This is a genomic window from Caulobacter sp. 602-2 (genome assembly GCF_011043625.1).
GTDB lineage: Bacteria > Pseudomonadota > Alphaproteobacteria > Caulobacterales > Caulobacteraceae > Caulobacter.
The window spans coordinates 222,708-246,841 of the sequence record NZ_JAAKGT010000003.1; the positions used below are offsets into that span (position 1 = coordinate 222,708).

Sequence of the window (24,134 nt, forward strand, 5' to 3'; positions counted from 1 at the left end):
GGCTCCCCCGACTGAGGGGGCTTTACGCCCCCACCGCCTTCTTCACCTGAACGCTAAGCGCGTCGGTGATCAGCGGCTTGTGGGCCACGCCCGCCCACAGGGCGTCGGTGACGGTCAGGTCGACGGGGCCTTCGGCCACCAGCACGGCCGGCGTGCGCACGCCCTTGCCGCGCAGCGAGGCCAGGGTCAGCAGGTCGACGTCCAGCACCAGGCAGTCGGCGGCGATCAGTTCGGCCAGCGGGACGTCGGCCGCCTCGGCGAAGGCGCGCGGCCAGTAGCCCTCGGTCTCCAGAGCGAAGGCCAAGGCCTCGCGCAGGGCGTCGTCGGCCTCGACGATGATCACCAGCGGACGGGCGGGCGAAGGGGCGCACATGGCGCCATTCAAGCCGGTGTCGGTCCAGCGCGCCTTGATCCGGCGCAAATCGAGCAGGTCGGCGATCATGCGATCGTCAGGGTCATCCAGACCGACGCCTTCTCGCCCGGGGCCAGTGCGACGATCCCGGTCTGGCCTTCGGCGAACCCGGGGCCGAACGGATCGGGACGGCTGGAGGTCGGCTCGACGCAGACGAAGTCGGCCCCCGGCGGCGAATAGACGTGGGCCCAGCGGCAGTTGTCCGAGGCCGCGATCGTCGTCGAGCCGCCTTCCGGGGCAGACAGCACGGCCGTGCCGCCGAAACCGGTCCAGCAGTTGTCGATCAGGGTGTCTGCGGCGGTCGGCGCGCCGACCGTCCAGTCGCGCGCCCAGGCTCCCTGGTGGTGGACCGTGGGCAGGACGTCGGCGTCGACCATCCAGACGCCGTCGACGTCCATCTTCAGGCTCTCGCCCGGGCGGGCGGCGAAATAGGGATGCAGGCCAAGGCCGGCGGGCATGACCTCGGTCCCGGTGTTGGTCACCGACAGTTCGATGCGCAGGCCCTCGTCCGACAGCACGAGGATCTGCTCGGCGCGGTAGGCCCACGGCCAGTCGGACGGCGCGTGGTCGTAGGTCAGGACGGCGCGGGTGTCGGACAGCCCCGTCACTGTCCAGGCCGCGCGCCAGCCCTGGCCGTGCAGAGGGTGCGGATGGCCGGCCAGGTTCGGGGCCAGGGCGACGTCGCGCCCCTCAAAGGCGAAGCGGCCGTTCGGGATGCGGTTGCAGAACGGGACCAGCGGAAAGCAGCCGACGTTCAGGGCGTCGATCGCGCCGTCCGGCGTCGGGCGCAGGATGTCGCGGCCGTCGAACACGAAACGGCCGATCGAACCGCCCACCTCGGGCAGCAGTTCGACGCGGGCGCGGGTGGTCGCCAGGACGGGACGGGTCATGCAAAACTCCTGGTAGCGCTAACGAGCGCTACGTCGCGCGTCGTATGCCAGCTTGGCCCCGGAGGGGCAAATGAACACCGCCGTCAATAGCCGGCGTAGCGGCCCGGCTTGTGGTTGGCGATGATGACGACGCTGAGCGCCACCGCCGACAGGACCGACAGCAGGAGCTTGTCGAGACTGACGACCATGAAGGCCGCGCCCACCACCAGCACGTCGGTCCCCATCTGGACCTTGCCGGCGCTGATCCCGTGCTTTTCCTGCAGCCACAGGCCCAGCACCCCGATGCCGCCTACCGAGGCGCGGTGGCGGGCCAGGGCGAGAATGCCCATGCCGATGATCGTGCCGCCGAACACCGCCGCGAAGACCGGGTCGACGTCCTTCAGCTTCAGCCAGTACGGCAGGGCCAGGGTCAGGCTGGTCAGAGCCACGTTCACCGCCAGGGTCTTGAGCATGAACATCCAGCCCAGGGCGCGCTGGGCGAAGACGTAGAACGGCAGGTTCAGGACGAAGAAGACCACCCCCACCGGCCAGCCGCCGAGATAGGAGACGATCAGCGCGATCCCGGCGATGCCGCCGGTCACCAGGCCGGCGGTCTTCAACAGGGTCAGGCCCACGGCGATGAAGCTCGTGCCGATCAGCAGCGCATGAACGTCTTCGATGGGCGTGTGGCGCGTGGCGGGCATGGGCGGAATGGTGGCGGCGGCGGCGTTCAAGGGCGTCGAATCGTCGTCTGGAGGGATGGGAAACGGCCGCCCGTCCCGATCGCGTTTCCGCCCTGTCGCCCCTTCCGCCGCCGATCCTCGGCCGCGTGGAGCGCTCTTGTCGCGTCGGACGCTTGATAGCGTCCGTGTCTAGCGTCATATATCATCTCAACGCGACGCCCCATGGGCGCCGCGCGAAATCCTCTACAACAATTCCGGAGCCGCCCCTATTCGCCGTCCCATGCAAGCGCCGCCCGTCAAGGATGGACCGCGTATCAACGATGAAATCCGCGTCCCCCGCGTGCTGCTGATCGACCAGAACGGCGAGAAGCAAGGCGAGATGCCGACTTCCGCCGCGCTGGAAGCGGCCGAGGAAGCTGGCCTGGACCTGGTCGAGATCGTTCCGAACGCGAACCCGCCCGTCTGCAAGATCCTGGACTACGGCAAGTTCAAGTTCCAGGAGCAGAAGAAGAAGAACGAGGCCCGCAAGCGTCAGAAGGTGGTCGAGCTCAAGGAGATCAAACTCCGCCCGAACATCGACAAGCACGACTATGACGTTAAGGCCAAGTCGATGTTCCGCTTCTTCGAGGAAGGCGACAAGGTGAAGGTCACCCTGCGCTTCCGCGGTCGTGAAATGGCGCACCCGGAACTCGGCATGAAGCTGCTGCAGCAGGTCAAGGCCGACTTCGACGAAGTCGCCAAGGTCGAGTACGAGCCTCGCATGGAAGGCCGCCAGATGATCATGATCCTGGCGCCCCGCTAAGCTTAGGCCCTATCTTCGAAGACGCCCCGGCCTCGCCGGGGCGTTTTTCGTTTCCGGTTACCGTCCATGTCCAAGCAAGCCCCCCTCTCCCTGGATCCCGGCCTGACGCCGAAGGCCTGGCGCGAAGCCTTCGCCGCCAGCGGCCGGCTGCACGTGCCGGGCGTCCTGACCGCCGACTCGGCCGCGCGCCTGCACGCGGCCCTGACGCTGGACACGCCCTGGAGCGGGGTTGTCGGCGTCGACAAGAAGCTCTGGACCCTGCCGCTCGACGGCCCTGGCGCCCTGTCGGCGGCCGACGACGCCGCGCTGGACCGTCAGGTCGCCGAGGAGACCCGCGCCGGCTTCGGCTTTCGATTCGACAATTTCCGGGTCAGCGACGAGGTCGAGGCCGGCCGCCGCGAGGGCCGCCTGCTGGAGGCCGCCTACGACCTGCTGAACGGCGAGGCCTTTCTGGACTTCGTGCGCGAGCTGACGGGCGATCCCCGCCCCGAGTACTGCGACTGCCAGGCCACCCGCTATCGTCCCGGCCACTTCCTGACCGAGCACGACGACCACGCCGACGGCAAGAACCGCCTCTACGCCTATGTCCTGAACCTGACGCCGCAGTGGCGCAGCGACTGGGGCGGCCTGCTGCTTTTCCTCGACGGCGACGGCCACGTGGCCGAAGGCTACACGCCCAGCTTCAACGCCCTCAACATCTTCCGCGTGCCGCAGAAGCACGCCGTCAGCTACGTCACCCCGCACGCCGCCGCGCCGCGCCTGTCGCTGACCGGCTGGATCCGTACGCGCGGCTGATCCCCCCTCGACCGTACATTGCGGTCAAGCTAAAGATCACGCGACGAGATCGGGGGATATCGACGTGCTTCGTAAAGTGGGAGCGGCCATCCTGACGGCGGCCGCGTTGAGTTTCGGAGCGGCCCAGGCCGCGCCGCTGGAAGTCTATGGCCGCCTGCCGGACATCGACGACGTGACGATCTCTCCGGACGGGACGCTGCTGGCGGTGTCCTCGACCCTGTCGACCGAGGATCGGGTCGTCTCGATCCACAAGGTCAGCGACAAGAGCGTCGTCAACGTCCTGCGCCTGGGCAAGGAGAAGCTGCGCTGGGTGCAGTGGGCCGGCTCGCGCCACCTGCTGGTCACCACCTCGACCACCGCCCTCGTGCGCGGCCTGGAAGGGCCAAAGCGCGAGTACTGGATGACCATCAGCTACGACATCGCCAAGAAGAAGCAGGTGCTTCTGCTGGACAACCAGGCCGGTGCCATGAACGTGGTCTACGGCCCGGCCATGGTGCGCAAGGTCGACGGCGACCTGACCGCCTTCGTCCAGGGCGTCTACTTCGTCGACAACCGCGGGCGGGTGACCCTGTTCGCGGTCAATCTCGACAAGGGTCGCACCAAGATGATCGAGGCCCGGTCGGAAGACACCGACGACTGGCTGGTGGACGGCGACGGCGTGCCCCTGGCCCAATCGCAGTACGACCAGTCCAAGGGCGTGTGGTCGCTGCGCATCAAGGGCCCTCGCGGCTGGATCGTGGTCGACCAGGCGACCAGCCCGATGGGCTCCTACGGCGTCTCGGGCCTGGGCCGCGACGGCAAGAGCGTGCTGGTGGCGATGAACGACGCCGACGGCTCGACCGTCTATCGCGAGTACGGCCAGGGCGGCGCGCATGCCGACCTGCCGATGGAGCGCCCGTTCGACGGCCTGATCCGCGACCCGGCCACCGGCGCCCTGATCGGCGGCGTCACCCTGGTGGGCGACGACCTGCGCTATCAGTTCTACGACGCCAAGAATGAAAGCGCCTGGAAAGCCGTGCAGAAGGCCTTCCCGGGCGACCGCGTCTCCCTGGCCTCCTGGTCCGACGACCGCCGCAAGATCGTGGTGCTGGTCGACTCGCCCACCGACGGCCCGGCCTACGCGCTGATCGACCTCGACGCCAAGAGCGCCAGCTGGCTGGGCGAATCCTATTCCAAGCTCGCCGCCGCCGACATCAGCGAGGTCCGCCCGGTGAAGTACAAGGCCGCCGACGGCCTGGAGATCACCGGCTACCTCACCCTGCCCAAGGGCAAGCCGGCCAAGAACCTGCCGCTGATCGTGCTGCCGCACGGCGGCCCGGAAGGTCGCGACAGCCCCGGCTTCGACTGGTGGAGCCAGGGCCTGGCCTCGCGCGGCTACGCCGTTCTGCAGCCCAATTTCCGCGGCTCCGAGGGCTTCGGCCACGACTTCGTCCGCGCCGGCTTCGGCGAGTGGGGCAAGAAGATGCAGACCGACCTGTCGGACGGCGTGCGCTACCTGGCCAAGGAAGGCCTGATCGATCCCAAGCGCGTGTGCGTCGTGGGCGCCAGCTACGGCGGCTACGCGGCCCTGGCCGGGGCGACGATCGACACCGGCGTCTATCGCTGCGCGGTGTCGGTGGCCGGCCCGTCCGACCTCAAGCGCATGCTGGTCGACAACCAGGAGCGCTACGCCACCGCCAACAACGCCGCCATGCGCTACTGGCTGCGCTTCATGGGTGCGGAGGGCGTGCGCGACCCCGACCTGGCGGCGATCTCGCCCGCCAAGCTGGCGGCCAAGGCCGACATCCCCGTGCTGCTGATCCACGGCAAGGACGACACCATCGTTCCCTACGTGCAGAGCAAGATCATGGCGGACGCCCTGACCAAGGCCGGCAAGCCCGTGCAGTTCGTCACCCTGGACGGCGAGGACCACTGGCTGTCGCGCGGCGCCAGCCGCCAGCGCATGCTGGTCGAGACCGCCGCCTTCATCGAAAAGCACAATCCACCGAACTGAGCCCCTCCCCCGATCAGCCTCATCGACGCCGGCTCGCCGGAGCTTTATGATCGCGTCGGTTGATCGGGGGACTACACACTTGCGTATCTGGATTGCGGCCGCGGCGTTCGCGGCCTTGCTGAGCGGCGGCGCCCAGGCCGCGCCGCTGGACGCCTACGGCCGCCTGCCGGCCATTTCCGAAGTGGCGCTGTCGAGCAACGGCGAGCGGCTGGCTTTCGTGGCCGAGGTGCGCGACGAGCGCCGGGTCGTGGCCTTCGACATCAAGAGCGGCAAGCCGGTCGCCACCGCTCGGCTGGGCGCGACCAAGGTCCGCGGCATAGACTGGGCCGGCGACCAGTCGGTCATCGTGCTGACGTCCACGACCGCCGGCCTCTACCGCTACGGCGTCGACCTGATCGAGTGGGAACAGCCCCAGGTGCTGGACGTCAAGACCGGCAAGGTCTCGCTCCTGCTCAAGCCCCAGCGCAGCACGCCGGGCGGCGCCCGCCACCGCCCGGTGGTCCGCGAGTACGGCGATCATTCGACCGTCTACTTCGACTCGGCCATCAACACCGGCCAGATGGAGGTGGTCATGTTCGGCATCGACCCCGCCAACGGCAGGGTGTCGATGTCCTACATCGCCAGCCGCAAGGTCCGCGACTGGATCATCTCGCCCGAGGGCGAGATCATAGGCCGCGGCGTGTACGACGCCGACGAGGGCGCGTTCAAGGTCGAGGCCGGCAAGGGTCGGGCCTGGAAGACCATCTATAGCGCCGAAAGCAGCATCGGCCGCACGCACCTGATCGGCCTGGGCCGCGACGGCGCCAAGTTCCTGATCACCCGCCGCGACGCCGACGGCCGCACCGGCCTGGCCGAACTGGACCAGGCCGGAACCCTGACGCCGCTGAAGTCGCCGCCGGATCCGGCCTCCATCTTCTTCCACCGCAAGACCCAGGCCCTGGTCGCCCTGGGCTACGGCGGCGACGATCCCCGCTATGCGTTCTACGATCGGACCCTGGCCGAGCGCTGGGGCGCGGTGCTGGGCCTGTTCCCCGACAGCCGGCTGCAACTGGTCGACTTCGACGCCGACATGAAGCGCCTGCTGGTCCGCGTTGAGACCTCTGTCGACGCCGGCTCCTATCACGTGGTCGACTTCCGCGGCGACGAGCCGACGGCGCTGGCGGTCGGCGTCGCCTATCCCGACCTCGAGCCCGAGGATCTTTCCGAGGTGAGCCGCGTGACGTTCAAGGCCGCCGACGGCCTGGACCTCGACGGCTATCTGACCCTGCCCCGCGGCCGCCAGGCCAAGGCCCTGCCCCTGATCGTGCTGCCCCACGGCGGTCCGGAAGCGCACGACGAGCCGGGCTTCGACTGGTGGAGTCAGGGCCTGGCCTCGCGCGGCTACGCCGTCCTGCGGGTGAACTTCCGCGGCTCCGACCACAAGGACGTGGCCTTCCGCGACGCCGGCTTCGGCGAGTGGGGCGGAAAGATGCAGACCGACCTGTCGGACGGCGTGCGCCATCTGGCCAAGGAGGGGATCATCGACCCCAAGCGCGTCTGCATCGTGGGCGCCAGCTACGGCGGCTACGCGGCCCTGGCCGGCGCGACGATCGACACCGGCGTCTATCGCTGCGCGGTCTCGGTGGCCGGGGTCTCCGACCTCAAGGCCATGCTCGCCGAGGAGAAGGTGTCGGGCGATGGTTCGGGCCTGCGCTACTGGCGGCGGTTCATGGGCGCCGACAAGAACCCCGAACTGGCGGTCGCCCGCTCGCCGGCCCGCCTGGCGGCCAAGGCCGACGCGCCGATCCTGCTGATGCACGGCCGCGACGACACCGTCGTTCCCTATGACCAGAGCACGCGCATGGCCGAGGCCTTGAAGGCCGCGGGCAAGCCCTACACGCTCGTTCCCCTCGACAACGAGGACCACTGGCTGTCGCGCGAAGCCACCCGCCAGCGGATGCTGACCGAGACCGTCACCTTCGTCGAAAAGCACAACCCGCCGAACTGACCCGGCTAGGCCCGCCCCCGCGCCGCCGCTGGCGGCGTGGGGTGATGGCGTCGCCAGACCCGGCGCAGCTGGCGGGTCGAGGCGAAACCCGACCGCTCGGCGACGCTCTCCATGTCGAGCCGCGTCGCCGACAGCATCTGGCTGGCCAGGGCCAGGCGCAGTCGGTTGACGTAGTCGGTCAGGCTCATGCCAGCATGGGCGTTGAACAGGCGCGACAGGTGGCGCGGACTGGCCGCGGCCAGGCCGGCCAGCGCCTCCAGGCTCCAGTCGCGGGCCGGATCGGCGGCGACGGCGTCCTGCACGCGGTGGACGGCGGGGTGTACGTGGTTGCGGCCTTCCAGCCAGGGCGACAGCTGCGGATCGGCCGGTCCCCGGCGCAGATAGACCACCATCTGGCGGGCGATCGACACCGCCAGCCCCGGGCCGCGCAGCCGGGCGATCACGTGCAGCATCAAATCAACGCCCGAGGTGACCCCGGCGCTGGTCAGCCGCTCGCCGTCCTCGACGAACAATCGGTCCTCCAGCACCCGGGCGCTGGGCGCCAGGCGCGTCAGGTCCTCGATACAGACATGATGGGTTGTGCAGGCCCTGCCGGCCAGCAGCCCCGCCCGCGCCGCCAGCAACGCGCCCGAGCAGATGCAGGCCAGGGTCACGCCCGGCCGCACCACGCGCGCCAGCCAGGCGACGATGGCGTCCTCGTCGGCGGCGTCGCCGTCCGTCGGGCCAGGACCGCCCAGCACCTGGTCGACATTGCCCGAGACGATGACCATCGCGCCGTCGGGCAAGCCCTCGGGCAGCGGCGACAGGCCCGCCAGCGAAAGACCGATCGAACTGTCGATGGTCGGCCGGGCGGCGAGATAGACGACCACGAAGCCCGGCGAGCCGGGCTCCATCGCCGCCCGCCGCAGCACCTCCATGGGTCCGGCCACGTCGAGCAGCAGGGTGCGCGGCGGCAGGACGACATAGACGGGAATGACGGCGGGCGAGGCGTCGGTCATGCGGCGTCCAGGGCCTCCTCCACGGTGGCGATGCGGGCGAAGCGCTCGTGCAGGACAAGCTCAGTGCGGGCCTTGATCTCGTCGACGGTGAACACCCGCCCGTGGCGATCGGTCATGTCGAAGGTCAGGGTGGCCTCGGTGACGTAGTCGACGGAAAAGCCGAGGTCCGAGGCGTGGCGGGTGGTGGTCTCGCAGCACTGCTCGGTGCGGATGCCGCTGACGATCACCCTGCCGATGCGGTTCTGGATCAGCCAGACCAGGAGGCCGGTGCCGACCAGGGCGCTGTGGCTGGGCTTGTGGAAGACGACGTCGGGTTCCAGCGACAGGCCCTCGACGGTGCGCACGTGGCCCGAGGCCAGGCTGAAGATCCCCTCGGCCTCGACGTGCAGGATCTGCACGACCGGCAGGTCCCTGGCCTTGGCGCCGTCGATCAGCGCCTGCTGGCGCTCCAGGTAGACGCCGGCGACCTTGGGGTCCCACGAGGCGCGCTGGCGAAAGGAATCCTGGGCGTCGACGACGATCAGGGCGGTGGCGGCGGACATTCTTGCGTCTCCGTGGCGTGAAGGATGGCGCAAGCTAGGGGCTCGCTTCAAGGCGGATAAGGCGCTTGCCGGACGAAGAGCGGACAGAAAAGGACATCAACTGGTCCATCCCGCCTTTCTCGCCAGCCTCCTCTCACCTCCCGTCATTCCCGCCACAAGGGCGGGAATGACGGGAGGTGAGAGAATGGAGCGCGCCAGCCCCACGCCGATCCTCCGCACCCGGAAACTGAAATTTCAGTCGCTTTTTCGGACCATCGGGCGTAGAGGAGCCGCCTCGAAGGTTCCCGTCATGTCCATGTCCGCTGCTCCGGCCGCCCCGCCGGCGCCCGTCCACAGTTCCCGCGCCCTCTACGTCCTGCTGCTGGTGGTGTTCATCAACCTGGTCGGGTTCGGCCTGGTGATCCCGCTGCTGCCCTTCTACGCCAAGGCGCTGAACGCCAGCCCCTGGCAGGTGACGGCGCTGTTCTCGGCCTATTCGCTGGGCCAGTTCCTGGCCGAGCCGTTCTGGGGGCGGCTGTCCGACCGCATCGGCCGGCGGCCCGTGCTGATCGTCACCATCCTGGGCAACACCGCCGCCTATTTGGCCCTGGCCTTCGCGCCCACCATCGCGGCGGCCTTCGTCATCCGCTTCCTCAGCGGCGCGGCCAGCGGCAACATCTCGACGATTCAGGGCTACATGGCCGACGTCACCCCGCCCGAAAAGCGGGCCGCGCGCATGGGCCTGCTGGGCAGCGCCTTCGGCGCCGGCTTCGTGGTCGGCCCGGCGCTGGGCGGCCTGCTGGCCCATCCCGACGCCGGCCGCCTGGGCTTCCAGCTGCCGCTGCTGGTGGCCGCCGGCCTGGCCGCCACGGCCGCCCTGGGCGTCTTCCTGTTCGTGGTCGAGAGCCGCGCGCCGCGCAAGGACGCCCCGCCCCCGCCGCCCCGGCGCGAGGCGCTGAAGGCCGCCATGGCCCATCCGGTGCTGTCGCGCGTGCTGCTGGTCACCTTCGTCTCCACCGCCGCCTTCTCAGGCATGGAGGCGACCTTCGGCCTGTGGAGCCAGGCGCGGTTCAACTGGACGCCCCAGCAGGTGGGCCTGTGCTTCGCCGTCATCGGCGTCGTCGCCTCGCTGGGCCAGGGCGTGCTGACCGGACGCCTGGCGCGTCGATTCGGCGAGCCCAAGGTGCTGACCGCAGGCCTGTCGATCATCTGCGTCTCGATGGCCATGACGCCCTTCGTGCCCAGCGGCCATTTCGTGCCGCTGTTCGTGGGCTTCACCGCCTTCGGCCAGTCGCTGGTGTTTCCCTGCATCGCGGCCCTGATCTCGCGCGCCACCCCGCCCGACCAGCAGGGCGCGATGCTGGGCCTGAACATGGCCAGCGGCTCGCTGGCCCGGATGAGCGGCCCGATGCTGGCCGGCCCGCTGTTCGGCCTGGCCACCGGCGCGCCCTACTGGGTGGGGGCGCTGCTGACCGTTCCGGCCGTGGTGCTGGCGGTCACGGTGGGCCGCCGCGCCAAGGCCGCGCCCTAAGAGTCCGTGGGGCCTTGCTTTTCTCCCGGGGCTCCAGTATTGACCCCGCCTTTCCGGAGCCGCCTGGCCAATTTGGCATGCCATGGCGGTTCGTCACGCTGACTAGAGGACGGGGCCGTCAGGCTCCGACGCGAAATGCCTAAGTTGAAGACGAAGTCGGGCGCCAAAAAGCGCTTCAAGATCACCGCCACGGGCAAGCTGAAGGCCGGCGTCGCCGGCAAGCGCCACCGCCTGATCGGCCACAACGGCAAGTACATCCGCCAAAACCGCGGCACGAAGGTGATGAGCGAGGCTGACGCCAAGATCATCCGTACGTACCTGCCCTACGGCCTGTAAGAGGAGCGCTGACACATGGCTCGCGTTAAACGTGGCGTCACCGCCCACGCCAAGCACAAGAAGGTTCTGGAGCAGGCCAAGGGCTTCTACGGCCGCCGCAAGAACACCATCCGTACGGCCAAGGCCGCGGTCGACAAGGCCGGCCAGTACGCCTACCGCGACCGCAAGGTGCGCAAGCGCGCCTTCCGTTCGCTGTGGATCCAGCGCATCAACGCCGGCGCCCGCACCGAAGGTTTCACCTACTCGCAATTCATCCACGGCCTGGACGTGGCGGGTATCGTGATCGACCGTAAGGTCCTGGCGGACATCGCCGGCAACGACGCCGTTGCGTTCAAGGCCATCGCCGACAAGGTTCGCGCTGCCCTGGCCTAAGGACATCTGAGCCTCACCGCTCACCTATCCTTTGAAAAGCCCTTCGGCGCGAGCCGGAGGGCTTTTTGCTGTGCGTTATCCGGTTCCACCCAGCGTCAAAACCGCCTAGACCCACACCCGTCATGACCGATCTCAACACCCTCGAATCCGACGTCCTGGCCCAGGTGGCCGGCGCGGCCGACCTTTCAGCGCTCGACGCCGTCCGCGTGGCCGCCGTCGGCAAGACCGGCTCGATCTCGGGCCTGCTCAAGACCCTGGGCGCGATGAGCCCCGACGAGCGCAAGGAACGCGGCGCGGCGATCAACGCCCTGCGCGACCGCGTGCAGTCGGCCATCACCGAGAAGAAGGCCTCGCTGGAAGCCGCCGAGCTCGACGCGCGCCTGTCCCGCGAGACCCTCGACCTCACCCTGCCCGGCCCCTACCGCCGCAAGGGCAGCGTCCACCCGACCATGCAGGTCATGGACGAGATGGTCTCGATCTTCGCCGACATGGGCTTCGCCGTCGCCGAAGGTCCGGACATCGAGGACGACTTCCACAACTTCACGGCGCTGAACTTCCCCGAGAAGCACCCGGCCCGCGAGATGCACGACACCTTCTTCTTCGAGCCGAAGGAAACGGGCGAGCGCATGCTGCTGCGCACGCACACCAGCCCCGTGCAGGTGCGCACCATGGTTTCGCAGAAGCCGCCGATCCGCATCATCGCGCCGGGCCGCACCTATCGCTGCGACAGCGACGCCACCCACACCCCGATGTTCCACCAGGTCGAGGGCCTGGTGATCGACAAGGGCATCCACATGGGCCACCTGAAGTGGACCCTGGAGACCTTCATCGCCCGGTTCTTCGAGACCGACGCGGTGACGACGCAGTTCCGGCCGCACCACTTCCCGTTCACCGAGCCGTCGGCCGAGATGGACGTGCAGTGCGACCGCTCGGGCGGCGAGATCAAGATCGGCCAGGGCTCGAGCTGGCTCGAGATCCTGGGCTGCGGCATGGTCCACCCGAACGTGCTGCGCGCCTGCGGCATCGATCCGGACGAGTACCAGGGCTTCGCCTTCGGCATGGGCGTCGATCGCCTGGGCATGCTGAAGTACGGCATGCCGGACCTGCGCGACATGTTCGCGTCGGACAGCCGGTGGCTGGCCCACTACGGCTTCTCGGGCTTCGCCGCGCCGAACCCCGCCTCGGGACTGAGCTGATGACCCAGAGCTTCCAACCCGGCGGCCGCCCCGGCCGTGTGCCGACCGACGCCTTCGCCACGGTGTTCGAGAACCTCGACATCTCGCTGTTCGACCTGGCGCGGGCCAACCTGGCCAGGCAGCAGAAGATCGTCGGCCGCACCTTCCGCAACTGTCACATCGACGGTCCGGCGGTGATGCTGGTGCTGGGCCGCACGACCTTCGACGCCACGAACTTCGGGCCGTCGGGGGGCGACATCCGCAACCTGATCCTGCGCCCGGCCGGCCCGACCAGCGTGGTCGGCGCGATCCCGGTGCAGGACTGCCAGTTCATCGGCTGCTCGTTCTTCAGCGTCGGCTTCACCGGTCCGGACGCGTTCCTGGACCAGTTGCTGAAGCTGCAGGCCGAGGCCTGAGTTTTCTTTTCGCGAGATCCGCGACCGCCGGCGCCGCCGGGGTTTCGGGCCTCTAGGACATAGTTTCGGATCTCGCTCCTCGCCCCGCGCGAGGCGAACCCAAGACCGGCGGACCGCCACATGAAATTCACCCTGTCCTGGCTCAAGGACCACCTCGACACCGAAGCGACCGCCGCCGAGGTTGTCGCCGCCATGACCATGGCCGGCCTCGAGGTCGAGCACGTCACCGACCCGGCCGCCAAGCTGGCCGCCTTCAGCGTCGCCAAGATCGTCGAGGCGGTGCAGCACCCCAACGCCGACCGCCTGCGCGTCTGCCAGGTCGACACGATCGACGGCCGCAAGGAGATCGTCTGCGGCGCGCCCAACGCCCGCGTCGGCCTGACCACCATCTACGCCCCGATCGGCGCCTACGTGCCGGGCCTGGGCGTCACCCTGGTCGAAAAGCCGGTGCGCGGCGTCGTCTCCAACGGCATGCTGTGCTCGGGCTCGGAACTGGAAGCCGACGACGGCTCCGAAGGCATCCTGGAACTGTCCGGCGACCTGGCCGTCGGCACGCCGGCCGCCGTGGCGCTGGGCCTCGAAGCCGTCATCGACTTCGAAGTCACCCCCAACCGTCCCGACTGGCTGGGCGTCGCCGGCATCGCCCGCGATCTGGCCGCCGCGGGCGTGGGCAAGCTGAAGGACCTGTCGATCGCCCCGGTCGCCGGAACCTTCCCCTGCCCGATCACGGTCGAGGTGGACGGCGAGGCCTGCCCTGTGTTCGCCGGCCGCCTGATCAAGGGCGTCAGGAACGGCCCCTCGCCCCAGTGGCTGCAGGATCGCCTGAAGGCCATCGGCATCAATCCGAAGTCGGCCCTGGTCGACATCACCAACTTCATTTCCTACGACCGCGCCCGGCCGCTGCACGTCTATGACGCGGCCCTGCTGTCGGGGACGAAGATCGAGACGCGCCTGGGTCGCCATGGCGTCAACGGCGACGAGCACCTGATCGCGCTGGACGGCAAGACCTACGAACTGACCCCGGCCATGTGCGTCATCGCCGACGCCGGCGGGGAACGTCCGATCGGCCTGGGCGGCGTGATGGGCGGCGAGAGCACCGGCTGCTCGGAAGCCACCGTCGACGTCTTCGTCGAAAGCGCCTGGTTCGAGCCGATCCGCATCGCCCAGACCGGCCGCGACACCGGCATCAACAGCGACGCCCAGTACCGCTTCGCCCGCACGGTCGACACCGGCTCGGTCGTTCCGGGCCTGGAACTGGCCACCAAGCTGATCCTGGAGCTGTGCGGCGGCGAGGCCTCCGAGGTCGTGGTCGCCGGCCAGGCCCCGGCCGCGCCAGGCCCGATCCTGTTCGATCCGGCCTATGTGCAGGGCCTGTCGGGCCTGGACATCGCCCCCGAGCAAAGCCTGTCGATCCTGCAGGCCCTGGGCTTCAAGATCGAGCCGCCCAAGGACGTGCCGGTCGCCGAGTTCGCCACCCATGCCGAGAGCGTGGTCTGCGTGACCCCGCCGACCTTCCGTCGCGACGTGCACGGCAAGGCCGACCTGGTGGAGGAAGTGGCCCGCATCGCCGGCTTCGGCGCCCTGCCCTCCACGCCGCTGCCGGACGTTCCGCGCACCGTCGGCGGCGTGCTGACCGCTCGCCAGGCCCGCGCCCGCACCGCCCGTCGCGCCCTGGCCGCGGCCGGCTACGCCGAGGCCGTGACCTGGAGCTTCACCAGCCGCGCGACCGCCCAGCTGTTCGGCGGCGGCGCCGCCGAACTGGTGCTGGCCAACCCGATCGCCTCGGAACTGGACTGCATGCGCCCCTCGGTGCTGCCCAACCTGATCGAGGCGGCCGGCCGCAACGCCCGCCACGGCTTCGCCGACGTCGCCCTGTTCGAGGTCGGCCCGGTGTTCCTGAGCGACGGCCCCAAGGACCAGCGCACGGTCGTCGCCGGCATCCTGGCCCCGCGCCCGCCGCGCGCCTGGGACAAGCGCGCCGCCGAGGACGTGTTCACGGTCAAGACCGACCTCTTGAACCTGCTGGAGGAGATCGGCGCGCCGGTGGCTTCGCTGCAGACCGCCCAAGGTACGACCTCGCCCTGGTGGCACCCCGGCCGCTCGGCCCGCCTGCAGCTGGGCCCCAAGGCCGTCGTCGCCGAGTTCGGCGAACTGCACCCGGCGGTGCTGAAGGCGCTGGACGTGGCGGGCCCGGTCTACGGCTTCGAGATCGTCCTGGAGGCGATCCCCGAACCGAAGAAGAAGGCGGTCAAGACCAAGGCGGCGTTCTCGCCGTCGGCCCTGATGCCGCTGACCCGCGACTTCGCCTTCGTCGCCGACAAGGCCAAGGCGGCCGGCGATCTGGTCAAGGCCGCGGCCGGCGCCGACAAGGCCCTGATCGCCTCGGCTCGCGTCTTCGACGTCTACGAGGGCCCCGGCGTGCCGGAAGGCTCCAAGTCGGTGGCCATCGAGGTGCTGGTCCAGCCCCGCGAAGCCACCCTGACCGACGCCGAGATCGAGGCCCTGTCGGCCAAGGTCGTCGCGGCGGTCGAGAAGGCGGGCGGCAAGCTGCGCGCCTAGGCTTGAAGCCTTCGCACTAGACGCCATGTGAGGGGCGAAGGTGATGCTGCGCTGCATCCACCTTCGCCCCTTTCGCGTTTCAGGCCCCATGAGCGATCTCTTCAGCCACAACCCCGCCAAGAGCCGCTACGAGCTGGACGTCGACGGCCTGATCGCCTTCGCCGACTACCAGCGCAGCGGCCATCGCCTGGTCATCCCTCACGTGGAGGCCGATCCCGCCCTGCGCGGCACCGGCGCGGCCGGCCGCCTGATGGTCAAGGTGGCCGAGGTGGCCAGGGCCGAGGGCATGCGGATCACCCCGCTGTGCTCCTACGCCGCCGCCTGGCTGCGCCGGAACGATCCCGAACTGATCGCCTGACGCTTTCCGACAGACGGATAATCCGGGAACAGCGGGCCGAACACCGGTCACCCGGCGTTTGCAACGCAGCAAAGCCCTTGGCGAGCGTGCGGCTACTCGTGCTAGAACTTTCGCGACGGTCCAACGCGCCCTGCCGGGAGCCTGCCCGACCGTGAGCGAAGGCTTGGATTTTCATGGTTGATATCAAGACGGTCGGCGTGATCGGCGCTGGCCAGATGGGTTCGGGCATCGCCCATGTCTGTGCGCTGGGCGGCTATGACGTCCGCCTGCACGACGTTTCGCGTGAGCGTATCGACGCCGGCATCGCGCTGATCGGCAAGAACCTCGCCCGTCAGGTGGCGCGCAACATCATCGACCAGGACGCGGCCGACGCCGCCCTGGCCCGCATCTCCATCGCCGAGAACGTCGAGGCCATTGGCCAAACGGACTTGGCCATCGAGGCCGCCACCGAGAACGAAGAGGTCAAGAAGGCCATCTTCCGCAGCCTGCAGCCGCACCTGAAGCCCGACACGCTGCTGGCCTCGAACACCTCGTCGATCTCGATCACGCGCCTGGCCTCGACCACCGACCGCCCCGAGCGCTTCATCGGCCTGCACTTCATGAACCCCGTGCCGCTGATGAAGCTCGTCGAGATCATCCGCGGCATCGCCACCGACGTGCCGACCTACGAGACGGCCGTGGCCTTCGCCAAGTCGCTGGGCAAGATCACCAGCAACGCCGAAGACTTCCCCGCCTTCATCGTCAACCGCGTGCTGGTGCCGATGATCAACGAGGCGATCTACACGCTGTACGAGGGCGTCGGCACCGTCGACGCCATCGACACCGCCATGAAGCTGGGCGCCAACCATCCGATGGGCCCGCTGGAGCTGGGCGACTTCATCGGCCTGGACACCGTGCTGAGCATCATGAACGTGCTCTATGAGGGCCTCGCCGACAGCAAGTACCGCCCCTGCCCGCTGCTGGTGAAGTATGTCGAAGCCGGGTGGCTTGGCAAAAAGACCGGCCGCGGCTTCTATGACTATCGGGGCGAGACGCCGGTCCCCACGCGCTAGGCGTGCAGCGGCGTCTCCCGCGACAGGGGGACGCCGACATGACCGACACCACCCAAGCATCGGTCCTGCGACCGGTCGCGGTCGCCGAGCGGCATCGCAGCCTCGACATCCTGCGGGGCCTGGGCGTGATGGGCATCCTGGCCGTCAACGCCGTGGGCTTCGCCCAGCCGATGTCGGTCTACCTCTCGCCGGAGCTGTCGCCCCACCCGCTGGTCGGGGCCGAGGGCGGCGCCTGGTGGGTGGTCCAGACCTTCTTCCACTACAAGTTCGTCACCCTGTTCTCGATGCTGTTCGGGGTGTCGATCCTGCTGGTCGGCGGCGAGCGCGCCGACAAGCCCAGGGGCGCCCTGCTGCGCCGCCGGCTGTTCTGGCTGCTGGTCATCGGCCTGATCCACGGCCTCGTCATCTGGTTCGGCGACATCCTGCTGCTCTACGCCTGCACCGGCTTCATCGTGATGCTGATGCGCTCGTGGTCGCCCAGGCGGCTGTTCATCGTCGGCCTGACCATCATCGTGCTGGGCTCGGTGCTGGCGGTCGCGCCGTTCCTGGCGCTGGAGCACGCGCCGCTTGAGATCCAGAAACAGGTCGCCGCCCAGATGAGCCCGCCGGGCTCGGACGTCGACGTGCCCACCGCCATCGCCGCCGTGCGCTCGGGCCTGGGGCCGGCGATGATGCAGAACCTGCAGCAATGGGCGATCCTGCAGTCGGCCAGCCTGATCGTCTTCATCTGGCGCACGGGCGCGCTGATGCTGCTGGGCATGGCGCTGTTCAAGACCGGCTTCCTGACCGGCAAGGCCAGGACCTCGGTCTACCTGGCCCTGATCGCCCTGGGCGCGGCGGGCCTGGCCTGGTCGGGCTGGGAGAACGCCGCCAAGCTGGCCAGCGGCTTCGCCAAGCCCGAGGCGCTGGGCCGCTACCAGCTGGCCTACGAGTTCATGACCCTGCCGATCACGCTGGGCTATGCGTCGCTGGCGATCCTGCTGATCCGCAGCCAGGCGATCTCCAGGGCGCTGACGCCGCTGGCGCGCCTGGGCCAGATGGCCTTCACCAACTACCTGACCCAGTCGATCATCATGACCACGATCTTCTGGGGCGGGCGGGGACTAGGCCTGTTCGGCCAGCTGGACCGCATCCAGCTGTGGGGCTGCGTCATCGCCATCTGGGCGCTGCAGCTGGCCTGGTCGCCGCTGTGGCTGTCGCGCTTCAGGATGGGACCGCTGGAGTGGGTGTGGCGGCGCCTGTCCTACGGCAAGGACCTGACGCGCGCCGGCTAGGGCGGGGCCAAGCTCGGGCGACAGTCTTCGGGGCTTTACCAGAGCGTGGGCACCCGCCAGGTCTGGCATGCCCGGGTGAGGTCGCCATCCGAGGTCAACAGCAACAGGTCACGTCGCTGCGCTTGGGCCGCGATTATCCTGTCCCATGGATCACGATGCACGTTGTCGAAACGTGCGGCGCGAACGAGGTCCGAGGCGTCGATCTCCAGCCACTCGAAACCGAACGTGGGGATCGCGCCCGGAATGTTGCTTGGAAAGCGCCGAAGCGACGCGTCGCGATTGCGCTTGTACTCGATCTCGTAGGCGCTTGCGGCGCTGACCCACAGCCTGTTGTCACTGTCGCCGATGAGCTGGCGCGCCCGCTGCGAAAGCTCGTCGGGCGCCAGAAGCCACCAGACCAGAGCGTGGGTGTCGAGCAGGATCATTCCTTGTCGGATGGGCCCTTGTAGTCTTCTCCAGCCTCCGCGACGCCCTTCAGCGTTTCGTCCGGCCGCGAGAAGACGAAGGGATCATCCATCGGCCCCAGATGCGCCAAGGCGCCGGGAACACGCGCCTTGCGCTCGGCGCCAGCCTCAACGCGTCGCGTCTCGGCAACGATCTCGCCATTCTGAGTGAGCAACACGACGTCGTTGGCTTCGAGCAGCGCAGCAAGCTGCTCGAGGTCTGGCTGTCCGTGGATCTCGACCCGGATCGTCATGCTCCGAGATTAGCACGGAACACAACCGGAACAAGCCTACCCTGCGCCCAGCGCCACGGCCGTGTGATAGACGACGAAGGCCGCCAGGTAGGCCAGGCCCACCATGTAGACGAACATCACCGTCGGCCAGACCCAGCTGTTGGTCTCGCGCTTGACCACGCCCAGCGTGGGCAGGCACTGCGGCGCGAAGACGTACCAGGCCAGGAAGGCCAGGGCCGTGGCCAGCGACCACTGCGCCGACAGCAGGGCGGTCAGCGCGTCGTGCGAGTCCGCGTCGCCGCCGACGGCGTACACCGTGCCCAGCACGCCCACGGCCACTTCGCGGGCGGCCATGCCGGGGATCAGGGCCACGGTCATCTGCCAGTTGAAGCCGATCGGCTCCATGATCGGCGCGATGAACTTACCGACCCGGCCGGCGATGCTGTAGTCGATGGCCGGCCCGGTCGCGCCTTCCGGCGGATAGGGGAAGGTGGCCAGCACCCAGACCAGCACCATCAGCGGCAGGATGATGCGGCCGGCGCGGCTCATGAAGATCTTGGCGCGGGTCCACAGGTTCAGCAGCACGTTGCGCGGCTCGGGCCAGCGATAGGTCGGCAGCTCCATCATCAGCGGCTCGGCCGCGCCGCGCCAGAAGATGCGGCGGATGATGAACGACACCAGCAGGCCGAAGATGATGCCGCTGGCGTAGAGGCCGAACATCACCAGGCCCTGCAGCGACAGCACGCCCCAGACCTTCTGGTTGGGGATGAAGGCGCCGATAATCAGGGTGTAGACCGGCACGCGCGCCGAACAGGTCATCAGCGGCGCGATCAGGATGGTGGTCAGGCGGTCGCGCTTGTTGTCGATCACCCGCGTCGACATGATCCCGGGGATGGCGCAGGCGTGGCTCGACAGCAGCGGGATGAAGGCCCGCCCGTGCAGGCCGGCCACGCCCATCAGCTTGTCCAGCAGGAAGGCCGCGCGGGTCATGTAGCCGCTGTCTTCCAGGATCAGGATGAAGAAGAACAGCACCAGGATCTGGGGCAGGAACACCAGCACGCTGCCCACGCCGGCGATCAGGCCGTCGGCGATGAAGCTGGCCATCAGGCCCTCCGGCAGGTGCTCCGACACCAGGCCCGCCAGGGCCCCGAAGCCGGCGTCGATGGCGTCGGCCGGGACGGTCGCCCAGGCGAACACCGACTGGAACACCAGGAACATCAGGATGGTCAGGATCGCCAGGCCGGCCACGGGCTGCAGCAGCACCGCGTCGATCTTGCCGGTCACCGTGTCGGGACGCTCGGGCGGGCGCACGCAGTCGCGATAGATGCGCTGGGCCTCGCCGTGGGCGGCGCGGATCTCGGCCGCGCTGGGCTCGCGCCAGGTGTTGTCGCCGGCGTTGGAGTGGGTCAGCGTCAGGGTGTCGACCTGGGTCAGCAGCTCGTCGAGGCCGCGCTTGCGGGTGGCCACCGTGGTGACGATCGGCGCGCCGATCTCTCGGCTCAGCTGCTCCAGATCGATGCGCAGGCCCTGGCGCTGGGCGATGTCGAACATGTTGAGGGCCAGCACGAACGGCCGCCCCACCTGCTTCAGCTCCAGCACCAGGCGCAGCACGAGGCGCAGGTTGGTGGCGTCGGCCACGCAGACCAGCACGTCCGGCGCGGTCTCGCCCGACAGGCGGCCCAGCACGGCGTCGCGGGTGACCACCTCGTCGGGGCTGCGCGCCCGCAGCGAATAGGTGCCCGGCAGGTCGAGGACGCGGATCGTCCGGCCGCCCGGCGTGACCAGCTGGCCTTCCTTGCGCTCGACGGTGACGCCGGCGTAGTTGGCCACCTTCTGGCGGGCCCCGGTCAGGGCGTTGAACAGCGCGGTCTTGCCGGAATTCGGATTGCCGACCAGCGCGACGCGCGCGGGCCGGATAGCGGTGTCGGTCAAAGCGTCTATCCGTCGAACTGAACGGTCACGGCGCGCGCCTCGCGGCGGCGCAGGGCCACGCGGGTGTCGTCCACCCGCACGGCGATGGGATCACGGCCAAAGAGGCCTTCCTGCAGGATCTCGATGCGCGCGCCCTCGACGAAGCCCATCTCCAGCAGGCGGCGCTCCAGCTCCTCGGCGGCCACGGCCTCGGGCGCGCCGGTGTCGCCGCGCACCGCGACGATGACGCCCTTCTGGCCGCGCGAGGCCATGCTCAGGGCGCGGATCGGCGCGTCGGAAGCAAGGGCGTCATCGGCGGTGAGGACGGCGTCGGACATTCTTGGGCCTCGCGGCAAAAAGTTGCGAACGATTATCAGCCCCAACCGCCACTGTCGATGAAAGATGCCCCCTTCGAACGCCGGTCGCGGAAAAAATTAACAGGCATGGCGCGGCGTAATGGCCCAGCCGCGTTAATCTATTCGACTCAAGGCCGCTCCGGTTGCATTAATTTTTGCAAGCGATTCGTAGGGACCCGATATGCGAAGGCTCAAGCTGGCTCTGCTGACCGGCGCCTATCTTTGCCTGGCTCTTATCGTCTCCCTGCTGCTGTGGCGCATGGGGGCGACGCCGGCCGTCGGCCTGTCGGCCTTCATCGGCTCCCTGGGCCTGTGCTTTGCGTTCCACGGCATCATCAGCGGCATGTTCGACAACGCCCAGCTGAAGCTGGACATCGAGACCGTGCGCGAGGCCCACGGCATCCTGGTCGAGCAGATCGAGAAGATCGACGCGCGCATGACCAGCCTGGTCGAAAGCGTCGCCGAGGACGCCGAGAAGCGTTCGGCCGAGCTGACCAGCGAGGTCCACCAGCTCGAAGACCTGATGCAGCGCATGAGCGAGCGCCTGGAAAGCCAGCTGACCCATCAGGTCGCGGCCGCCCGCCACGACGCCCGCGGCCGCGGCGCCGCCGCCCCGGTCAACGCCGTGCTGGAAGCCGTGCAGGACGCGCTCGCCGAGAACCGCGTCGACCTCTACCTGCAGCCGGTCGTCAGCCTGCCCCAGCGCCGCACCGTCTTCTACGAAAGCTTCTCGCGCCTGCGCGACGAGACCGGCCGCGTGATGATGCCGGCCGAGTACCTGGCCGTGGCCGAGCCCGAAGGCCTGATGACGGCGGTCGACAACCTGCTGCTGTTCCGCTGCGTGCAGATCGTGCGCCGCCTGGCCAAGCAGGACCGCAAGGTCGGCATCTTCTGCAACATCTCGCTGGCCAGCCTGGCCGACGAAACCTTCTTCCCGCAGTTCCTCGAGTTCCTGCAGGGCAACAAGGACCTGGCCGGCTCGCTGATCTTCGAACTGGGCCAGACCGCCTTCAACCAGCGCGGCCCGGTCGAGGCCCGCCACATGGCGCGCCTGGCCAGCCTGGGCTTCCAGTTCAGCCTCGACAAGGTCGTGGACCTGGATCTCGACTTCCAGGACCTGGCCCGCGCCGACGTCAAGTTCGTCAAGGTCGGCGCCCAGCTGATCCTCGAGCAGCTGGAAGAGCAGGACGGCAAGCTGGTGCTGAGCTCCCTGCCCGACCTGAACGCCGCCGACTTCGCCGCCCTGATGCGCCGCTACGGCGTCGAGGTGATCGCCGAGAAGGTCGAGGGCGAGCGCCAGATCGCCGAGATCCTGGATCTCGACATCGGCTACGGCCAGGGTCACCTGTTCGGCGAGCCCCGCGCCATCCGCGACGCCGTGCTGGCCGAAACCGATCCGCCGGCCGACTTCGTCCAGGCCCCGCTGCGCCGCCGCGCCGCGAACTGGTAGGCTAGCCGCTTCACGAGACTTGAGACCGCCGCCGGGGCCCGCTCCGGCGGCGGTTTTCGTTTCACCGCAAGCATCGGAATGACGCGAGCGGGCGACGGCGCGATCCTGTCGGCAGATCCGAAAGGAGCCCGACATGACCACCGCCTATCCCACTGACGAGCATCGCTGGGCCGCCATCGAGCGTCGCGACCGCGCCGCCGACGGCGCCTTCTTCTGCGGCGTGCGCACCACCGGCGTCTATTGCCGCCCCAGCTGCGCGGGCCGCCCTCTGCGCCGCAACGTCGCCTTCTACGAAACGCGCGAGGCCGCCCGCGCCGCCGACCTGCGCCCCTGCCTGCGCTGCCGCCCGGACGAGCCGATCGAGACCCTGGCTTACGGCCTTGGCGAGACGCCGCTGGGCCTGGCCCTCGCGGCGGCCTCCGAGACGGGCCTGGCCCTGCTGATCCTCGGCGACGACCGCGCGGCGATGGTCCAGGACCTGGCCGCCCGCTTCCCCCGCGCCCGGCTGGTCGAGGACGCCGGCGCGGTCGCCCCCGCCCTGGCGGCCCTGTCGTCGGCGATCCAAGGCCGAGCCGCCGCCGGCCTGTCCCTCGACGAGCGCGGCACCGACCTGCAGCGCGCCGTCTGGAAGGCCCTGCGCGACATCCCCACGGGCGCCACCGCCTCCTACGCCCAGGTGGCCCGCGCCATCGGCCGTCCCGAGGCCGTTCGCGCGGTGGCCCAGGCCTGCGGGGCCAACCCGCTGGCCGTGCTGACGCCCTGTCATCGCGTGGTTCGCTCGGACGGCGGCCTTTCGGGCTATCGCTGGGGCGTGGCGCGCAAGCAGGCCCTGCTCGACCGCGAGCGCGCGCAAGAGGCGGCGGCGTGAACCTGGACTGGACGCGTATCGCCGCCGAGCTCGACGGCCGGGGCTGGGCCCTGACCGGCCCGGTCCTGACGCCGGAGACCTGCGCCAGGGTGATAGACCTCTACGTGCAGGAAACCCCGTTCCGCAGCCGGGTTGTGATGGCCCGCCACGGCTTCGGCCGCGGCGAGTACAAGTACTTCGCCTATCCCCTGCCCGAGGTCGTGCAAAAGCTGCGGGCCGGGCTCTATCCGCCGCTGGCCCAGATCGCCAACGGCTGGATGGCGCGGCTGGGCGAAGAGCGTCGTTTTCCCGAAGCCCTCGAAGGTATGCTCGATCGCTGCCACGAGGCCGGACAGGCGCGCCCCACGCCCCTGCTGCTGACCTACGGCCCGGGCGACTACAACTGCCTGCACCAGGACCTCTACGGCGAGCATGTCTTTCCGCTGCAGGCCGCCTTCCTGCTGGACCAGCCCGGACGCGACTTCGAAGGCGGCGAGTTCGTCATCGTCGAGCAGCGCCCGCGCCAGCAGTCGGCCGCCCAGGTCGTGCCGCTGGCCCAGGGCGAGGGGGTGATCTTCGCCGTGCGCGAACGGCCGGCCGACGGAACGCGCGGCGTCCATCGCCGCATCCTGCGCCACGGCGTCAGCGAGGTGCGCGGCGGAACCCGCCGGACGCTGGGCGTCATCTTCCACGACGCGACCTGACGCCGATACGAAAACGGCCCCGGAGTCTCCTCCGGGGCCGTCCTGCTGGATCAGGTC

General features: G+C 69.2%; 25 protein-coding genes. 16 read left to right on the forward strand and 9 right to left on the reverse strand.

Features of this window, described 5'->3' with window-relative positions; all coding sequences use genetic code 11:
- Window positions 1–22 precede the first annotated feature (22 nt).
- The 3 genes from G5B46_RS09310 to G5B46_RS09320 form a co-directional block, all read right to left on the reverse strand.
- Window positions 23–442: a hypothetical protein gene (locus G5B46_RS09310; protein ID WP_165258039.1), complete on the reverse strand. Its 420-nt coding sequence runs from the start codon at window positions 440–442 to the stop codon at window positions 23–25.
- Window positions 439–1,302: an aldose 1-epimerase gene (locus G5B46_RS09315; protein WP_165258041.1), complete on the reverse strand. Its 864-nt coding sequence runs from the start codon at window positions 1,300–1,302 to the stop codon at window positions 439–441. The genes G5B46_RS09310 and G5B46_RS09315 overlap by 4 nt, the downstream gene beginning before the upstream one ends.
- Before the next feature lie 83 nt (window positions 1,303–1,385).
- Window positions 1,386–2,015, reverse strand: a complete 630-nt coding sequence (locus G5B46_RS09320; RefSeq protein ID WP_240903413.1) for a YitT family protein — start codon at window positions 2,013–2,015, stop codon at window positions 1,386–1,388.
- Window positions 2,016–2,244: 229 nt separating this feature from the next.
- Here G5B46_RS09320 and infC point away from each other — a divergent pair, with 229 nt between their 5' ends.
- The 4 genes from infC to G5B46_RS09340 all read left to right on the forward strand — a co-directional run bounded on the left by infC (window position 2,245) and on the right by G5B46_RS09340 (window position 7,541).
- Complete coding sequence (infC, locus tag G5B46_RS09325) at window positions 2,245–2,766, forward strand: translation initiation factor IF-3 (RefSeq protein WP_165258043.1); 522 nt, start codon at window positions 2,245–2,247, stop codon at window positions 2,764–2,766.
- A gap of 66 nt (window positions 2,767–2,832) precedes the next feature.
- Window positions 2,833–3,561, forward strand: coding sequence for a 2OG-Fe(II) oxygenase family protein (locus G5B46_RS09330; protein ID WP_165258045.1), 729 nt, complete (start codon window positions 2,833–2,835; stop codon window positions 3,559–3,561).
- Between the two features lie 64 nt (window positions 3,562–3,625).
- Window positions 3,626–5,554 (forward strand): S9 family peptidase, encoded by a 1,929-nt coding sequence (locus tag G5B46_RS09335; RefSeq protein ID WP_165258047.1) that lies wholly within the window; start codon window positions 3,626–3,628, stop codon window positions 5,552–5,554.
- Between the two features lie 79 nt (window positions 5,555–5,633).
- Complete coding sequence (locus tag G5B46_RS09340) at window positions 5,634–7,541, forward strand: S9 family peptidase (RefSeq protein ID WP_165258049.1); 1,908 nt, start codon at window positions 5,634–5,636, stop codon at window positions 7,539–7,541.
- A 5-nt stretch (window positions 7,542–7,546) separates the two neighbouring features.
- Here G5B46_RS09340 and G5B46_RS09345 read toward each other — a convergent pair whose 3' ends face one another.
- Both G5B46_RS09345 and G5B46_RS09350 read right to left on the reverse strand, forming a co-directional pair.
- Complete coding sequence (locus G5B46_RS09345) at window positions 7,547–8,539, reverse strand: helix-turn-helix domain-containing protein (protein ID WP_165258051.1); 993 nt, start codon at window positions 8,537–8,539, stop codon at window positions 7,547–7,549.
- Entirely contained in the window at window positions 8,536–9,081 is a 546-nt protein-coding gene (locus G5B46_RS09350) for an isochorismatase family protein (protein WP_165258053.1), read from the reverse strand. Before G5B46_RS09350 ends, G5B46_RS09345 begins: the two co-directional genes overlap by 4 nt.
- A gap of 289 nt (window positions 9,082–9,370) precedes the next feature.
- Here G5B46_RS09350 and G5B46_RS09355 point away from each other — a divergent pair, with 289 nt between their 5' ends.
- The 9 genes from G5B46_RS09355 (at window position 9,371) to G5B46_RS09395 (ending at window position 18,133) form a co-directional block, all read left to right on the forward strand.
- Window positions 9,371–10,591, forward strand: a complete 1,221-nt coding sequence (locus tag G5B46_RS09355; RefSeq protein WP_205691572.1) for an MFS transporter — start codon at window positions 9,371–9,373, stop codon at window positions 10,589–10,591.
- Window positions 10,592–10,726: 135 nt separating this feature from the next.
- Window positions 10,727–10,927 (forward strand): 50S ribosomal protein L35, encoded by a 201-nt coding sequence (gene rpmI, locus G5B46_RS09360; RefSeq protein ID WP_058347693.1) that lies wholly within the window; start codon window positions 10,727–10,729, stop codon window positions 10,925–10,927.
- A 15-nt stretch (window positions 10,928–10,942) separates the two neighbouring features.
- Window positions 10,943–11,299 carry a 50S ribosomal protein L20 gene (rplT, locus tag G5B46_RS09365; RefSeq protein ID WP_058347692.1) on the forward strand — a complete coding sequence of 119 codons (357 nt, stop codon included), beginning with the start codon at window positions 10,943–10,945 and terminating at the stop codon, window positions 11,297–11,299.
- A gap of 122 nt (window positions 11,300–11,421) precedes the next feature.
- Window positions 11,422–12,495, forward strand: coding sequence for a phenylalanine--tRNA ligase subunit alpha (gene pheS, locus G5B46_RS09370; RefSeq protein ID WP_165258055.1), 1,074 nt, complete (start codon window positions 11,422–11,424; stop codon window positions 12,493–12,495).
- Window positions 12,495–12,890, forward strand: a complete 396-nt coding sequence (locus G5B46_RS09375; protein ID WP_165258057.1) for a hypothetical protein — start codon at window positions 12,495–12,497, stop codon at window positions 12,888–12,890. Before pheS ends, G5B46_RS09375 begins: the two co-directional genes overlap by 1 nt.
- 120 nt (window positions 12,891–13,010) lie before the next feature.
- Window positions 13,011–15,449 (forward strand): phenylalanine--tRNA ligase subunit beta, encoded by a 2,439-nt coding sequence (gene pheT, locus G5B46_RS09380; protein ID WP_165258059.1) that lies wholly within the window; start codon window positions 13,011–13,013, stop codon window positions 15,447–15,449.
- Between the two features lie 88 nt (window positions 15,450–15,537).
- On the forward strand, window positions 15,538–15,807 hold the full coding sequence (locus G5B46_RS09385; protein WP_165258061.1) for a GNAT family N-acetyltransferase: 270 nt from the start codon (window positions 15,538–15,540) through the stop codon (window positions 15,805–15,807).
- Window positions 15,808–15,980: 173 nt separating this feature from the next.
- On the forward strand, window positions 15,981–16,859 hold the full coding sequence (locus G5B46_RS09390) for a 3-hydroxybutyryl-CoA dehydrogenase (protein WP_165258063.1): 879 nt from the start codon (window positions 15,981–15,983) through the stop codon (window positions 16,857–16,859).
- Between the two features lie 38 nt (window positions 16,860–16,897).
- Window positions 16,898–18,133 (forward strand): DUF418 domain-containing protein, encoded by a 1,236-nt coding sequence (locus G5B46_RS09395; protein WP_165258065.1) that lies wholly within the window; start codon window positions 16,898–16,900, stop codon window positions 18,131–18,133.
- A 35-nt stretch (window positions 18,134–18,168) separates the two neighbouring features.
- Here the strand turns inward: G5B46_RS09395 and G5B46_RS09400 are convergent, their stop codons facing one another.
- Genes G5B46_RS09400 through G5B46_RS09415 form a run of 4 tightly spaced genes read right to left on the reverse strand, consistent with a single transcriptional unit; the run spans window position 18,169 to window position 21,058 of the window.
- The gene (locus G5B46_RS09400; protein ID WP_165258067.1) at window positions 18,169–18,558 is read right to left on the reverse strand and encodes a type II toxin-antitoxin system VapC family toxin; all 390 of its coding nucleotides are present in this window, start codon (window positions 18,556–18,558) and stop codon (window positions 18,169–18,171) included.
- Window positions 18,555–18,830, reverse strand: a complete 276-nt coding sequence (locus G5B46_RS09405) for a hypothetical protein (RefSeq protein WP_165258069.1) — start codon at window positions 18,828–18,830, stop codon at window positions 18,555–18,557. The genes G5B46_RS09400 and G5B46_RS09405 overlap by 4 nt, the downstream gene beginning before the upstream one ends.
- A 36-nt stretch (window positions 18,831–18,866) precedes the next feature.
- Window positions 18,867–20,741 carry a ferrous iron transporter B gene (locus G5B46_RS09410; protein WP_205691573.1) on the reverse strand — a complete coding sequence of 625 codons (1,875 nt, stop codon included), beginning with the start codon at window positions 20,739–20,741 and terminating at the stop codon, window positions 18,867–18,869.
- A 5-nt stretch (window positions 20,742–20,746) separates the two neighbouring features.
- Window positions 20,747–21,058, reverse strand: coding sequence for a FeoA family protein (locus G5B46_RS09415; RefSeq protein ID WP_165258071.1), 312 nt, complete (start codon window positions 21,056–21,058; stop codon window positions 20,747–20,749).
- A gap of 199 nt (window positions 21,059–21,257) precedes the next feature.
- Here G5B46_RS09415 and G5B46_RS09420 point away from each other — a divergent pair, with 199 nt between their 5' ends.
- The 3 genes from G5B46_RS09420 (at window position 21,258) to G5B46_RS09430 (ending at window position 24,077) form a co-directional block, all read left to right on the forward strand.
- The gene (locus tag G5B46_RS09420; RefSeq protein ID WP_165258073.1) at window positions 21,258–22,526 is read left to right on the forward strand and encodes an EAL domain-containing protein; all 1,269 of its coding nucleotides are present in this window, start codon (window positions 21,258–21,260) and stop codon (window positions 22,524–22,526) included.
- 133 nt (window positions 22,527–22,659) lie between these two features.
- The gene (locus tag G5B46_RS09425; RefSeq protein ID WP_165258075.1) at window positions 22,660–23,394 is read left to right on the forward strand and encodes a methylated-DNA--[protein]-cysteine S-methyltransferase; all 735 of its coding nucleotides are present in this window, start codon (window positions 22,660–22,662) and stop codon (window positions 23,392–23,394) included.
- A complete protein-coding gene (locus G5B46_RS09430; RefSeq protein WP_165258077.1) occupies window positions 23,391–24,077 on the forward strand; it encodes a 2OG-Fe(II) oxygenase in 687 nt (228 codons plus the stop codon). Before G5B46_RS09425 ends, G5B46_RS09430 begins: the two co-directional genes overlap by 4 nt.
- The last annotated feature ends 57 nt before the right edge of the window (window positions 24,078–24,134 follow it).

Coding starts and splice junctions, on each gene's coding strand:
- G5B46_RS09310 (WP_165258039.1), bottom strand. CDS start 442: ATGATCGCCGACCTGCTCGATTTGCGCCGGATCAAGGCGCGCTGGACC.
- G5B46_RS09315 (WP_165258041.1), bottom strand. CDS start 1,302: ATGACCCGTCCCGTCCTGGCGACCACCCGCGCCCGCGTCGAACTGCTG.
- infC (WP_165258043.1), top strand. CDS start 2,245: ATGCAAGCGCCGCCCGTCAAGGATGGACCGCGTATCAACGATGAAATC.
- G5B46_RS09330 (WP_165258045.1), top strand. CDS start 2,833: ATGTCCAAGCAAGCCCCCCTCTCCCTGGATCCCGGCCTGACGCCGAAG.
- G5B46_RS09345 (WP_165258051.1), bottom strand. CDS start 8,539: ATGACCGACGCCTCGCCCGCCGTCATTCCCGTCTATGTCGTCCTGCCG.
- G5B46_RS09350 (WP_165258053.1), bottom strand. CDS start 9,081: ATGTCCGCCGCCACCGCCCTGATCGTCGTCGACGCCCAGGATTCCTTT.
- G5B46_RS09355 (WP_205691572.1), top strand. CDS start 9,371: ATGTCCATGTCCGCTGCTCCGGCCGCCCCGCCGGCGCCCGTCCACAGT.
- rpmI (WP_058347693.1), top strand. CDS start 10,727: ATGCCTAAGTTGAAGACGAAGTCGGGCGCCAAAAAGCGCTTCAAGATC.
- rplT (WP_058347692.1), top strand. CDS start 10,943: ATGGCTCGCGTTAAACGTGGCGTCACCGCCCACGCCAAGCACAAGAAG.
- pheS (WP_165258055.1), top strand. CDS start 11,422: ATGACCGATCTCAACACCCTCGAATCCGACGTCCTGGCCCAGGTGGCC.
- G5B46_RS09375 (WP_165258057.1), top strand. CDS start 12,495: ATGACCCAGAGCTTCCAACCCGGCGGCCGCCCCGGCCGTGTGCCGACC.
- pheT (WP_165258059.1), top strand. CDS start 13,011: ATGAAATTCACCCTGTCCTGGCTCAAGGACCACCTCGACACCGAAGCG.
- G5B46_RS09385 (WP_165258061.1), top strand. CDS start 15,538: ATGAGCGATCTCTTCAGCCACAACCCCGCCAAGAGCCGCTACGAGCTG.
- G5B46_RS09390 (WP_165258063.1), top strand. CDS start 15,981: ATGGTTGATATCAAGACGGTCGGCGTGATCGGCGCTGGCCAGATGGGT.
- G5B46_RS09395 (WP_165258065.1), top strand. CDS start 16,898: ATGACCGACACCACCCAAGCATCGGTCCTGCGACCGGTCGCGGTCGCC.
- G5B46_RS09400 (WP_165258067.1), bottom strand. CDS start 18,558: ATGATCCTGCTCGACACCCACGCTCTGGTCTGGTGGCTTCTGGCGCCC.
- G5B46_RS09405 (WP_165258069.1), bottom strand. CDS start 18,830: ATGACGATCCGGGTCGAGATCCACGGACAGCCAGACCTCGAGCAGCTT.
- G5B46_RS09415 (WP_165258071.1), bottom strand. CDS start 21,058: ATGTCCGACGCCGTCCTCACCGCCGATGACGCCCTTGCTTCCGACGCG.
- G5B46_RS09420 (WP_165258073.1), top strand. CDS start 21,258: ATGCGAAGGCTCAAGCTGGCTCTGCTGACCGGCGCCTATCTTTGCCTG.
- G5B46_RS09425 (WP_165258075.1), top strand. CDS start 22,660: ATGACCACCGCCTATCCCACTGACGAGCATCGCTGGGCCGCCATCGAG.